Here is a 12191-nt window from a genome sequence, read left to right as displayed (position 1 = left end):
CAGCTCCTACACAAGTCTCATGTAGGAGCTGCCGCAGGCTGCGATCTTTTGCTTTTATTGGGCTTCGATGCGGAAACCAAAGCGCGGGAAGTGCACGTGCACCAGGCCGCCACGCTCGTCTTCACGACGAATGATCAGCTCTTCGCGACCGGCAAACAGCAGTTCGCCCACCACCGGATCAACCCCGTAATCGGTCGCGGCAATTGCCACCTGCTGGCCGGCCTTGAAGCCGTTCGGGTCAACGAACTGCTCATCCGGCAATGCCGCCGGAGTCGCGTTACGCGCCACCTCCAGCGCCTCTTCCGAGGTCATCGCACTCGCCGCACCATGACCAAAGCCCAGCACTCGATTCAACCACGCAGAAACCGCCGGATACTCATCCACCAGCGGCGCCGTGACGTGCGTGGCCTTGAGGAACCACATCGGATGCGCCAGCGCGAAGTCGGCTATCGACGGCTCGCCGAACAGGTAGTCGCCCTGTTCGCGCTGCAATTGCTGCTCCAGACGCGCCATGATCGTCGGCCATTGGTGCTTGGCCTGTTCGGCGGACAAACGCGTGGCACTACCACCCGAGAACAGGCCTGCACGGTCGGCGATAAACGCCTTGATCGCTTCCGGTGGCAGCTTGGCGAAACGCACGGCAACCGATTCCGGCTGGAACACCAGACTCACGGCATGCTGGAACACCACCGAATCAGCCCAAGTGGCAAAACTTGCGCTGGTGAACTCCTGACCTTCGGGGAAGAACGCCGGCAACGCCTTTTCCTGCTCCAGTCGACGCGCGATCAAGGAAGTGTCGCAATAGATATCAGCGCCGATTTGCAGCACCGGGGTCTTGCGATAGCCGCCGGTCAGGGCAGTCAGATCAGGTTTTGGCATCACCGGCGAGATATGCACCGAGCGCCAGGACAAGCCCTTGAACCCCAACAGCAGGCGGGCCTTCTCGGCAAATGGAGAGGTCGGGTAATGATGGAGAATCAACTCGGACATGCTCGGCTCCGCCGCTCAGATAGTGAGTCGGCAGCTTAGCGCGCATTTTGTTAGCAGCCTACAGATCTGGCTGATGGGAACCGATCAGTCAGATTGATAAGACGCAACCAGGCATTCCTTGGCGCTCTTGCGCAGCTTCTTGATCAACCGTTCCTGGCGCAAGGCGTCGCTCTTGTCGCGACAAAGTTCGGTGTACACCAATGCCATGGCCGGGCTGGAAAGGAAGAAGCGCGCGCCCTTGCCGCTCTGGTGCTTGGCGAAACGACGCACGGGATCGTCGCTGATCCCGCAGTACAACGAGCCGTTGGCCGCACGAACGAGGTAGACGAACCAGGACTTGCTCACCGGTTCGGCAACATCGACAGATTTTTCGCTAAGGCTGGTCACTTTGGGATCAAGGCGTGTAGGAAACAGGTCGCGATCTTATCAGCGACCGGCCTGAAATGCCTTCAGTCCCTTCAGTGCCTGCGCCCGTACGGCGTTGCGCACCAGCGGCGTCCAGCCGAGCAGCAGGCCTTTGAAACCCAGGGCCTGACGCGACCAGCGCCACAGATCGAAGTGATCGTGGTGCTCGCAGATCTTGCCGTCACGGAAGACGAAACGGGCCTGGATATCGTTGATGACAATGTTGCCGGTCTGGCTGAACAGGTAGGTCGCGACCCAATGCGCGCCGCCGCTGCGCTCATCGGCGCGGACGTTGTCGAAGGTCAGCGAGAAGTTCTTGGCGCGGGTGGTGAGCATGCGCCACATATCGCCGGCATCGCGCCCGCGCAGTTCGCCGAAGGCCGGGTCGCTGAACACCACATCGTCGGTGTAGCAAGCGGCCATGCCTTCGGCATCGAGACGCTGGAAGGCTTGGTAGAAGCGGGTGATCAACGCGGCGTGGGCTTCACTCATGGGCAATCTCCAAAAAAGGTACAGATTGCCAGCACGATAATCTGCAAAGCGAAGAAACACTATCGGCATTCGCCCACCGAATACGGCAACCCACAAAACCCCGTAGGAGCTGCGGCACGCTGCGATCTTTTGATGTTGATTTACCAAGGATAAAAATCAAAAGATCGCAGCGTGCCGCGGCTCCTACAGGGGTCAGATTCGCTCGCTTTGCACTTGCACATACAGCGCACGCCCGGCGCCAAGCCCGGCGATGATCGCGCCTGTGCCAATGATGCCAAAGATCCAGCCCACCGCATTCCAGCCGCCGGTCCAGTCATGCACCACGCCGACCGCGAACGGCCCCATCGACGCCAGCGTGTAACCGAAACCCTGAGACATGCTCGACAGGTTCGCCGCGACATGTGAGTCACGCGAACGCAGCACGATCAAGGTCAACGCCAGACTGAACGTACCGCCCTGCCCCAGACCCAGCAGAATCGCCCAGCCCCACAAGCCTTCGATCGGTGCATAGAGACAGCCGAACAGACCAGCCAGGGTCAGCGCCATCACCACGACGATCGCCAGACGCTGATCCTTGCCCCGGGTCGCCAGCCAAGGCGCGGCCAGTGAACTGGCGAGTTGAATGATCACCGAACCGGACAACACCAGACCCGCCTGCGTCGGCGTCAACCCACGACCGATGAGGATCGACGGCAACCAGCCGAACACGATGTAGGCCAGCGACGATTGCAGGCCCATGTACAAGGTCACCTGCCAGGCCAGCGGATCACGCAGCAAACCGCGCACGCGATAGGCGACATTGTGTGCGCCGTGTTTCTGGCCGACCTGCGGCAGCCAGAACAACGCCGCCACCAGCGCCGGGATGACCCAGAAGCCCAGGCCAATTGTCCAGTCGCCGCCAAAATGCTCGCTTAGAGGCACACTCGTGCCCGCCGCCATTGCCGCGCCCAGGCACAGGGCCATGGTGTAGACGCCGGTCATGGTGCCAGCGTGCTTGGCGAAGTCGCGTTTGACGATGCCCGGCAGCAATACGCCGACGATGCCGATACTGGCACCGCCCAGTACGCTGCCGGCGAACAGACCGATTTCACCGAAGCTGCTGCGCAGAATGATGCCGCAAGCCAGTGTCAGCAGGATTCCCAGCACGACGCGTTCGGCGCCAAAACGTCTTGCCAGAATCGGCGCCAGCGGCGCGAACAAACCCAGGCACAGCACCGGCAGCGTGGTCAGCAAACCGGCTTGCGCCGCCGACAAGCCGAGGCTTTTCGACACGTCGCTGAGCAGTGGCGCCATGCTCGACAGCGCCGGTCGCAGATTCAACGCGACCAGAATCAACCCCAGCAACAACAGCCATGGCCGGCGCACCAGCGGGTCGCTTTGCTGGACTTGCTCGTCATCGGCCTCGGCGTCGATCAGCAGCTCTTCAAGCTCAGCCGTGCGTTTCGGGGTTGTGGATATCTCACTGCGGGACATGGATTTCTCGCTTTCAAGGTTCATTGATCAACTGCCTCGACAAGGCTTTGGCCCGCTCCGGGTCGCGTTGTTCGACCGCATCGAGCAACTCGATGTGCAGGTCGAACACTTCCTGACGGCGCGGGACGATGTTCAGGGTCTGGCGCAACTGCGCGCCGACGATGCTGGAGAAATAGCCGTACAGCTCGCTGAGGGCCGGGTTGTGCGCGGCGTCGACCAAGCGGCGGTGGAACACCAGATCGCAGGCGATGAAGGTGTCGAGGTCGCCGTGGTAGTGACAGCCGCTGGTTCCCAATGCTTCGCGCAATGCGGCAAGGTCTTCGTCGGTGCGCCGCAACGCCGCCAGGCCAATGGCCTCGACTTCAAGGATGTGCCGGGTTTCCCGTGCCTGCTCCAGCGAGCAGCGCGACAACGCTTTCAGCGTATCGAGCGGGTCGACCAACGCGCGCAGGTAACTGCCGTCGCCTTGGCGAATCTCGATCAACCCGGAAAACGCCAGCACGCGCATGGCTTCACGCACGGTGTTGCGGCTGATGCCGAGCTCGGCGCACAGCTCGGGTTCGGTGGGTAAACGCTCGCCAACCTGCCAGGCACCGCTGTTGATACGCTGACGGAGCTGATCCAGGGCCTGATCGACCAGGGATCGCTTGATGAGTGGAAAAATGTCTGACATAGGATTCGCCCTTTCATCCAATCATAGGATGAATTTTCTGACATGTTAGTCGGGAAGGGTCGCCCACACAACCCTGTAGGAGCGGGGCAAAAAAAAACCCGGAACAGGTCCGGGTTTATTTCGCAGGCTGGATCAGATCAATGCAAAATCTGACTCAAGAACAACTTCGTCCGCTCATTCTGCGGATTATCGAAGAAGTCATTAGGCGCAGCTTGTTCAACGATTTCGCCCTTGTCCATGAAGATCACGCGATTGGCCACGGTACGGGCGAAGCCCATTTCGTGGGTTACGCAGAGCATGGTCATGCCGTCTTCAGCCAGGCCGATCATGGTGTCGAGCACCTCTTTCACCATCTCCGGATCGAGCGCTGAAGTCGGTTCATCGAACAGCATGATTTTCGGTTTCATGCACAGTGCGCGGGCAATCGCTACACGCTGCTGCTGGCCACCGGACAGTTGCCCCGGGAATTTGTGCGCCTGCTCCGGAATGCGTACGCGCTCCAGATAATGCATGGCGATTTCCTCGGCCTTGCGCTTGGGCATCTTGCGTACCCACATCGGCGCCAGGGTGCAGTTCTGCAAAATGGTCAGGTGCGGGAACAGGTTGAAGTGCTGGAACACCATGCCGACTTCGCGGCGGATCGCTTCGATCTGCTTGAGGTCGTTGGTCAGTTCCACGCCGTCGACGACGATGCGGCCCTGCTGGTGTTCTTCCAGACGATTGAGGCAACGAATCGTCGTCGATTTACCGGAACCCGACGGGCCGCACAGGACGATACGCTCGCCTTGTTTGACGTTGAGGTTGATGTCTTTCAGCACGTGGAACTGGCCGTACCACTTGTTGACGCCCTGCATCTGAATAATGCCTTCAGGGCCCACTGGCTTTTTGATTGCTTCGCTCATTTACAGAGAACTCCTAACGCTTGTGGCCAGTGTCGAGCTTGCGTTCCAGATGCATGGAATAGCGCGACATACCAAAACAGAAAATCCAGAACACCAGGGCGGCGAACACGTAGCCTTCGGTGGCCATGCCCAGCCATTTCGGATCGGCAGCGGCTTGCTTGACGCTGTTGAGCAGGTCAAAGAGGCCGATGATGATCACCAGACTGGTGTCCTTGAACAGCGCGATAAAGGTGTTGACGATGCCCGGGATCACCAGCTTCAGGGCTTGCGGCAGAATCACCAGGCCCATCGAACGCCAGTAACCGAGGCCCATCGCTGCAGCCGCTTCATACTGACCTTTGGGAATCGCTTGCAGACCGCCGCGCACCACTTCAGCGACATAGGCCGACTGGAACAGGATCACGCCGATCAGCGCCCGCAGCAGCTTGTCGAAGTTCATGCCTTCAGGCAGGAACAGCGGCAGCATCACCGAGGACATGAACAGCACCGTGATCAACGGCACGCCGCGCCAGAATTCGATGAAGGTCACGCAGACCACCCGAATCGCCGGCATGTTCGAACGTCGACCCAGCGCCAGCACAATCCCCAGCGGCAAGGCACCGGCAATGCCGACGGTGGCGATTACCAGGGTCAGCATCAGGCCGCCCCATTGGCTGGTCGCAACCTGTGGCAGGCCGAACACGCCGCCGTGCAGCAAGCACCAGGCAACGATCGGGTAGATCACCAGGAAGCTCAGCCCGTACACCGCTTTACGCGGGAAGCGCGAGATGAACAGTGGCGCCACGCCGATCACCGCCAGCCACACGGTCAGGTCGACGCGCCAGCGCCATTCAGCCGGGTAATAGCCGTACATGAACTGGCCGAAACGCTGCTGAATGAACACCCAGCAGGCGCCGTCCTTGGTGCAGTCGGCGCGGGTGGTGCCGACCCAGTTGGCATCAATGATTGCCCAACTGAGAATCGGTGGCACGACGAGGTAGATCAGGTAGAACGCAAACAGCGTCAGCAGGGTGTTGAGCCAGCTGGAGAACATGTTCGCGCGCATCCACGCCACCACGCCGATGCTGCTGTTCGGTGGGGGCATGTCGGGTTTGAAAGTATGAGTACTCATGCGCTTTTCCTTACCGCTCGATCAGCGCAATGCGCTTGTTGTACCAGTTCATCAGCAGGGAAATGCTGATACTGATCGCCAGGTACACGCTCATGGTGATGGCAATCACCTCGATCGCCTGACCGGTCTGGTTGAGCACGGTGCCGGCGAACAGCGAAACCATTTCCGGATAACCGATACCGGCCGCCAGCGAAGAGTTTTTCGCCAGGTTGAGGTATTGGCTGGTCAGCGGCGGAATGATCACGCGCAGGGCTTGCGGGATGATCACCTTACGCAGGGTCGGGCCGTTGCGCAGGCCGAGCGAACGCGCCGCTTCGGTCTGGCCATGGCTGACCGACTTGATCCCCGAACGCACGATCTCGGCGATAAACGCCGCGGTGTACACGGTCAGGGCCAGGGTCAACGCGAGCAGTTCCGGGATCAGCACCCAGCCGCCAACAAAGTTGAAACCTTTGAGCTCGGGCATTTCCCAGTGCAGCGGAGCACCGAAAGTCAGTGCGCACAAGGTCGGGATCACCAGCAGAATCGCCAGGCCCACCCAGAACTTGTGGAACGGCACGCCGGTCGCTTCGAAGCGCTTGTTGGCCCAGCGGCACATCAGCACGATGCCGACGATGGCCACCACGATGCTGACCACGAACGCCCAGAAACCGTCGGCAGCCAGGGCGGCCGGCATGTTCAGGCCCCGGCTGCTGACGAAGAAGGTGTCGCCGAAGTTATGGCTGTTGCGCGGCCCCGGCATGGTCAGGAATACCGCGAAGTACCAGAACAGGATTTGCAGCAGCGGCGGAATGTTGCGGAAAACTTCCACATACACCGTCGCCAGTTTGCTGATGATCCAGTTCTGCGACAGCCGCGCCACACCGATGATGAAGCCGAGAATCGTCGCCAGAATCACGCCGATCACTGTCACCAACAAGGTGTTGAGCAAACCGATAACGAAGACGCGGGCATAACTGTCCGCTTCGGTGTAATCGATCAGGTGTTGAGCGATGCCGAACCCGGCACTGCGCTCCAGAAAGTCGAAACCGGAGGTAATGCCCCGGTGCTGCAGGTTGGTTTGCGTGTTGTCGAACAGAAACCAGCCCAGCGAGACCACCGCCACAATGGTGATGATCTGGAATAACCACGCACGCACTCGTGGATCGCTGAGGCTAAGCCTCTGCTTTGGTGCGCCGATTGAATTTTGCATGAAGTGCCCCGCAAGAAATGGAACAGAACATCACCCGGCGGTTGGCCCGCCGGGCGATAGAACCATTAGCGCACTGGTGGTGCGTACTGAATGCCGCCGTTGTTCCACAGGGCGTTCAAGCCACGGTCGATTTCCAGAGGAGTGCTCTTGCCGAGGTTTTTCTCGAAGATTTCGCCGTAGTTACCGACTTGTTTGACGATCTGTACCACCCAGTCTTTCGGCAGTTTCAGGTCTTTGCCGTATTCGCCGTCAGCGCCGAGCATACGGGCGACGTCCGGGTTCTTGGTCGACTTGGCTTCGGCTTCAACGTTTTTCGACGTGATGCCGGCTTCTTCGGTGTTGAGCAGCGCGTAGCCAACCCAACGCACGATCGCCAGCCACTCGTCGTCGCCATTACGTACGACCGGGCCCAGTGGTTCTTTGGAAATGGTTTCCGGCAGTACCACGTAGTCTTTCGGCGAGGCCAGCTTGCTGCGCTGGGCGAACAGCTGGGACTTGTCGGAGGTCAGCACGTCGCAACGACCGGATTCCAGCGACTTGGCGCTTTCGTCGGAGGTGTCGAAAGTGATCGGGGTGTATTTCAGACCGTTGCCACGGAAGTAGTCGGAAACGTTCAGCTCGGTGGTAGTACCGGCCTGGATGCAGATGGTTGCACCGTCCAGCTCTTTGGCACTTTTCACGCCGAGCTTGTTGTTCACCAGGAAGCCGATGCCGTCGTAGTAGGTAATGAAGCCCGGGAATTTCAGGCCCATGCCCGCGTCACGCGAACTGGTCATGGTGGTGTTGCGCGACAAGATGTCGATCTCGCCCGATTGCAGCGCGGTGAAGCGCTCCTTGGCGTTCAACTGGCTGAACTTGACCTTGGTCGCGTCGCCGAATACGGCAGCGGCCACAGCACGGCAAACGTCAGCGTCGATCCCGAGGATCTTGCCGGTCGCGTCCGGTACCGAGAAGCCCGGCAGACCGTCGCTCACGCCACACTGCACGAAACCTTTCTTCTGCACTGCATCCAGGGTTGCACCCGCCTGAGCGAACCCGCTGACACCGAGTACTGTTGCTGCAGTCACGATGGCCAGGGTGGATTTCAACATCTTCATTCAAACCTCCAGTTTTGCTCTTGTTGTGTCGGAGCTTGAGTCCAGTCGCACCCTTTTGAGGCGTTGTTAACCCGTGTTGGCTTTTTTTGGGGTCAACCGACGTAAGACTTTCGCTATGAGTCTAGTAGGAGACAATCCACATCATGGACAACTCACTTCTCACCAATCGGCCGAACGGGCGGTAGCCCTTTCACGTTCGCTAAGCCCGTTGCGGCCATTGGCGAACATCCATCACCGGATTCTTTGCATCCCCTCCCGAGGGGTACACTGATAGTGTTACCGCCAGGCGCGGGATCGGTTGCACGCTGGAAGCCATAGCAAAGCCCGTACCACACCGATCGCTGAAGCGTTTGAGCGACAGGTCAATAGCAAAACTTGTAACCTTGCGACATCTTCTTAACGGATCAACCGGACGCGCACTCGAATCACGCACTTAATGAGAGCGCCCGCACATATTTGGAGCAGCCATGACCGAGCCCTTGATTCTTCAGCCTGTTAAGCCCGCAGACGCCTGCGTGATCTGGCTGCACGGCCTCGGCGCCGACCGCTATGACTTCCTGCCAGTCGCCGAAGCGCTGCAGGAAAGTCTGCTGAGCACACGTTTTGTGCTGCCGCAGGCGCCGACACGCCCAGTGACAATTAACGGCGGCTACGCCATGCCGAGCTGGTACGACATCAAGGCCATGAGCCCGGCCCGCGCCATCGACCGCGATGAGCTGGAAGCGTCCGCCGATCGCATCATCGAATTGATCGAAGAGCAGCGCGCCAGCGGAATAGACGCCTCGCGAATTTTCCTCGCCGGTTTTTCCCAGGGCGGCGCAGTGGTCTTGCACAGCGCTTTTCTGAAATGGCAGGGGCCGTTGGGGGGTGTTTTGGCGTTGTCGACTTATGCGCCGACATTTAGTGATGAACTGGAATTGTCCGCCAGTCAGCAACGAATTCCGGTGCTTTGTCTGCACGGGCAGTTCGATAACGTGGTGCAGAACTCGATGGGCCGCAGCGCTTACGAGTATTTAAAGCACCATGGTGTCACCGTGACATGGCAGGAATACCCAATGGAGCACGAAGTGTTACCCGAGGAAATTCGCGATATCGGCGTCTGGCTGAGCGAGCGTCTGCGCTGATTTTCCGGTCAATTCCTGCCCTTTGATCATCCCACTACGCCGCGCCCGATTCTTGCATTACACTGGCCGGCGTACATTCCTTAACCAATTGATGAGATGACCGTGCTCGAAGCACTCAAGAAAATGTTCGGTAAAAGCGAGGCTGAGCAGCTCGCGCCAGTTCCCAGTGCGCCGTCGCACGCCCCCGGTCATCGCACCGATGCCCCACAGGCCGACCGCCCCGCTCCCGTAGCGGCACCGAAGCCAGACCCGCAACCTGCACCGGCCGCGCCCATCGCCGTCGAACCCGCCAGCAGCGAAGCGCCGAAACCGGCCAAGCCACGCCGCGAACCGAAGCCCAGGGCGCCGGTCATTCCGTGGAAACTCGAAGATTTCGTTGTCGAACCACAGGAAGGCAAAACCCGCTTCCACGATTTCAAGCTGTCTCCAGAGCTGATGCACGCCATTCAGGATCTGGGCTTTCCTTATTGCACGCCGATTCAGGCGCAGGTGCTGGGTTTCACCCTCGCCGGCAAAGACGCCATTGGCCGCGCGCAAACCGGTACCGGCAAAACCGCCGCGTTCCTGATCTCGATCATCACCCAGCTGCTGCAAACACCGCCGCCGAAAGAACGCTACATGGGCGAACCCCGTGCGCTGATCATCGCGCCGACCCGTGAGCTGGTGGTGCAGATCGCCAAGGATGCTGCAGATCTGACCAAGTACACCGGCCTCAACGTGATGACCTTCGTTGGCGGCATGGACTTCGACAAGCAGCTTAAGCACCTCGAAGCGCGCCACTGCGACATTCTCGTCGCGACCCCGGGCCGCCTGCTCGACTTCAACCAGCGCGGCGACGTGCATCTGGACATGGTCGAAGTGATGGTGCTGGACGAAGCCGACCGCATGCTCGACATGGGTTTCATACCACAAGTCCGCCAGATCATTCGTCAGACGCCACCCAAGTCCGAACGCCAGACCCTGCTGTTCTCCGCGACCTTCACCGAAGACGTGATGAACCTCGCCAAGCAGTGGACGACCGACCCGTCCATCGTTGAAATCGAAATCACCAACGTCGCCAACGAAAACGTCGAGCAGCACATCTACGCCGTGGCCGGAGCCGACAAGTACAAACTGCTCTACAACCTGGTCAACGATAATGGCTGGGAGCGGGTGATGGTCTTCGCCAACCGCAAGGACGAAGTTCGCCGCATCGAAGAGCGCCTGGTGCGCGACGGTGTGAACGCTGCGCAGTTGTCCGGCGATGTGCCGCAACACAAACGCATCAAGACCCTGGAAGGTTTCCGCGAAGGCAAGATTCGCGTACTGGTCGCCACCGATGTCGCCGGTCGCGGCATCCACATCGACGGCATCAGCCACGTGATCAACTTCACCCTGCCGGAAGTGCCAGACGACTACGTGCACCGCATCGGCCGTACCGGTCGCGCGGGCGCTGATGGCGTGTCGATCAGCTTCGCCGGGGAAGACGACTCTTATCAGTTGCCGTCCATCGAAGAGAAGCTCGGTCGCAAGATCAGTTGTGAAACGCCACCGACGCATCTGTTGCGTGCGGTCGAGCGCAAGCGTCCGCAGTAAGCGACGTTTAATAGAAAAGCGCAGCCGGCAACGGACTGCGCTTTTTTTTCGCCCGGGATTTGATCGGCCGCTTGCGAGAGAACACTAAAAGTCCATAATAGACTAATAAGTTTATATTCAGATTCCGGAGCCCTACATGTCCAGTACGCCCTACGTGATCGACCAGCATCAGGCCCGCGAGTTGTTGGCGCGTCTCGATGTGCCGCAGATCCTGCGCAAGCTGTTTCGCGACCTTGCGGCGGGTAACGCCGTGCAACCGGCGCAGCAACTGGTGGAATTCCCGCAGGGTGCCGGTGACTTCATCAACTATCTGGGTGTACTGGCTGAAGACGGTGTGTACGGAATGAAGACTTCGCCCTACATCGTTCGCGAGCAGGGCCCGTTGGTGACGGCGTGGACGCTGTTGATGTCGATGAAAACCGGTCAACCGCTGCTGCTCTGCGATGCCGGTGAACTGACCACCGCACGCACCGCCGCGACCACTGCTGTGGCAGTCGACGCCCTCGCGCCGTTGAATGCCACGCGACTGGCGATCATCGGCAGCGGCAAGGTTGCGCAGGCGCATCTGCATTACGTGAAGTCGTTGCGCGACTGGCAGAGCATCAGCCTGTATTCGCCAAGCCTGCCCGCCGACGCGCAGACCCAGGCACTGTTGAAAGCCATCACGCCCAATCTGAAGATCGTCGACAGCCGGGAAGCCGCCCTCGCCGAGGCTGACGTGATCATGCTTTGCACCTCATCGGCTGGGCCGGTGATCGATCCGGACACCTTGAGCAAACCGGCACTGATCACCTCGATCAGCACCAACGCCCCGCGCGCCCACGAAGTACCACCGCAGCGCCTCAACGACATGCAAGTGTTCTGCGACTATCGTCTGACCACGCCGGGTTCGGCGGGTGAAATGCTGATTGCCGCAGAACAACATGGCTGGAGCAAGGATTTGATCGTCGGCGACCTCGCCGACCTGCTGAGCGAGAAAGTGCAGCGCCCGGATTACGATCGTCACGTATTTTTCCGCTCAATCGGCCTGGGCCTGGAAGACATCGCCCTCGCCAATGCGCTCTACCACCTCAACAACTGACCACTGTAGGAGCTGCCGAAGGCTGCGATCTTTTGATCTGTTTTTTTAAGATCAAGATCAAAAGATCGCAGCCTTC

At 59.7% G+C, this 12191-nt stretch carries 12 protein-coding genes; 3 read left to right on the top strand and 9 right to left on the bottom strand.

Going from position 1 to position 12191, the window contains the following annotated elements; genetic code table 11:
- Positions 1-54: 54 nt before the first annotated feature.
- The 9 genes from EJA70_RS24630 to EJA70_RS24590 form a co-directional block, all read right to left on the bottom strand.
- On the bottom strand, positions 55-990 hold the full coding sequence (locus EJA70_RS24630; RefSeq protein ID WP_158834182.1) for a glutathione S-transferase family protein: 936 nt from the start codon (positions 988-990) through the stop codon (positions 55-57).
- 84 nt (positions 991-1074) lie between these two features.
- A complete protein-coding gene (locus EJA70_RS24625; protein WP_008083651.1) occupies positions 1075-1377 on the bottom strand; it encodes a GIY-YIG nuclease family protein in 303 nt (100 codons plus the stop codon).
- 39 nt (positions 1378-1416) lie between these two features.
- Positions 1417-1887 (bottom strand): nuclear transport factor 2 family protein, encoded by a 471-nt coding sequence (locus tag EJA70_RS24620; protein WP_158834180.1) that lies wholly within the window; start codon positions 1885-1887, stop codon positions 1417-1419.
- Between the two features lie 192 nt (positions 1888-2079).
- Positions 2080-3384, bottom strand: coding sequence for a CynX/NimT family MFS transporter (locus tag EJA70_RS24615; protein WP_158834178.1), 1305 nt, complete (start codon positions 3382-3384; stop codon positions 2080-2082).
- Positions 3374-4033 (bottom strand): FadR/GntR family transcriptional regulator, encoded by a 660-nt coding sequence (locus tag EJA70_RS24610; RefSeq protein WP_158834176.1) that lies wholly within the window; start codon positions 4031-4033, stop codon positions 3374-3376. Before EJA70_RS24610 ends, EJA70_RS24615 begins: the two co-directional genes overlap by 11 nt.
- A gap of 137 nt (positions 4034-4170) precedes the next feature.
- Positions 4171-4935, bottom strand: a complete 765-nt coding sequence (locus EJA70_RS24605; protein ID WP_008080191.1) for an amino acid ABC transporter ATP-binding protein — start codon at positions 4933-4935, stop codon at positions 4171-4173.
- 13 nt (positions 4936-4948) lie between these two features.
- Positions 4949-6046, bottom strand: coding sequence for an amino acid ABC transporter permease (locus tag EJA70_RS24600; protein ID WP_008080192.1), 1098 nt, complete (start codon positions 6044-6046; stop codon positions 4949-4951).
- A 10-nt stretch (positions 6047-6056) separates the two neighbouring features.
- Positions 6057-7238 carry an amino acid ABC transporter permease gene (locus EJA70_RS24595; RefSeq protein ID WP_158834174.1) on the bottom strand — a complete coding sequence of 394 codons (1182 nt, stop codon included), beginning with the start codon at positions 7236-7238 and terminating at the stop codon, positions 6057-6059.
- A gap of 65 nt (positions 7239-7303) precedes the next feature.
- Positions 7304-8335 carry an amino acid ABC transporter substrate-binding protein gene (locus EJA70_RS24590; protein WP_007914328.1) on the bottom strand — a complete coding sequence of 344 codons (1032 nt, stop codon included), beginning with the start codon at positions 8333-8335 and terminating at the stop codon, positions 7304-7306.
- Positions 8336-8802: 467 nt separating this feature from the next.
- Between EJA70_RS24590 and EJA70_RS24585 the strand changes: the two genes are divergently transcribed.
- From EJA70_RS24585 to EJA70_RS24575, 3 genes are all read left to right on the top strand, one after another.
- Positions 8803-9459, top strand: a complete 657-nt coding sequence (locus EJA70_RS24585; protein WP_008080194.1) for an alpha/beta hydrolase — start codon at positions 8803-8805, stop codon at positions 9457-9459.
- A 96-nt stretch (positions 9460-9555) separates the two neighbouring features.
- Positions 9556-11034 (top strand): ATP-dependent RNA helicase RhlB, encoded by a 1479-nt coding sequence (rhlB, locus tag EJA70_RS24580; protein WP_158834172.1) that lies wholly within the window; start codon positions 9556-9558, stop codon positions 11032-11034.
- 136 nt (positions 11035-11170) lie between these two features.
- The gene (locus EJA70_RS24575) at positions 11171-12115 is read left to right on the top strand and encodes an ornithine cyclodeaminase family protein (RefSeq protein WP_158834170.1); all 945 of its coding nucleotides are present in this window, start codon (positions 11171-11173) and stop codon (positions 12113-12115) included.
- Positions 12116-12191: the final 76 nt, after the last annotated feature.

It is taken from the genome of Pseudomonas sp. PB103 (genome assembly GCF_009764635.1).
Lineage (GTDB): Bacteria > Pseudomonadota > Gammaproteobacteria > Pseudomonadales > Pseudomonadaceae > Aquipseudomonas.
Note: the sequence above shows the minus strand (reverse complement) of the source record. Positions and strands in the feature narration are given on the sequence as shown.

What these genes read in the sequence shown, in the direction of transcription:
- EJA70_RS24615 (WP_158834178.1), bottom strand. Translation starts at nt 3,384, where the DNA reads ATGAACCTTGAAAGCGAGAAATCCATGTCCCGCAGTGAGATATCCACA.
- EJA70_RS24620 (WP_158834180.1), bottom strand. Translation starts at nt 1,887, where the DNA reads ATGAGTGAAGCCCACGCCGCGTTGATCACCCGCTTCTACCAAGCCTTC.
- EJA70_RS24595 (WP_158834174.1), bottom strand. Translation starts at nt 7,238, where the DNA reads ATGCAAAATTCAATCGGCGCACCAAAGCAGAGGCTTAGCCTCAGCGAT.
- rhlB (WP_158834172.1), top strand. Translation starts at nt 9,556, where the DNA reads ATGACCGTGCTCGAAGCACTCAAGAAAATGTTCGGTAAAAGCGAGGCT.
- EJA70_RS24605 (WP_008080191.1), bottom strand. Translation starts at nt 4,935, where the DNA reads ATGAGCGAAGCAATCAAAAAGCCAGTGGGCCCTGAAGGCATTATTCAG.
- EJA70_RS24630 (WP_158834182.1), bottom strand. Translation starts at nt 990, where the DNA reads ATGTCCGAGTTGATTCTCCATCATTACCCGACCTCTCCATTTGCCGAG.
- EJA70_RS24575 (WP_158834170.1), top strand. Translation starts at nt 11,171, where the DNA reads ATGTCCAGTACGCCCTACGTGATCGACCAGCATCAGGCCCGCGAGTTG.
- EJA70_RS24590 (WP_007914328.1), bottom strand. Translation starts at nt 8,335, where the DNA reads ATGAAGATGTTGAAATCCACCCTGGCCATCGTGACTGCAGCAACAGTA.
- EJA70_RS24610 (WP_158834176.1), bottom strand. Translation starts at nt 4,033, where the DNA reads ATGTCAGACATTTTTCCACTCATCAAGCGATCCCTGGTCGATCAGGCC.
- EJA70_RS24600 (WP_008080192.1), bottom strand. Translation starts at nt 6,046, where the DNA reads ATGAGTACTCATACTTTCAAACCCGACATGCCCCCACCGAACAGCAGC.
- EJA70_RS24585 (WP_008080194.1), top strand. Translation starts at nt 8,803, where the DNA reads ATGACCGAGCCCTTGATTCTTCAGCCTGTTAAGCCCGCAGACGCCTGC.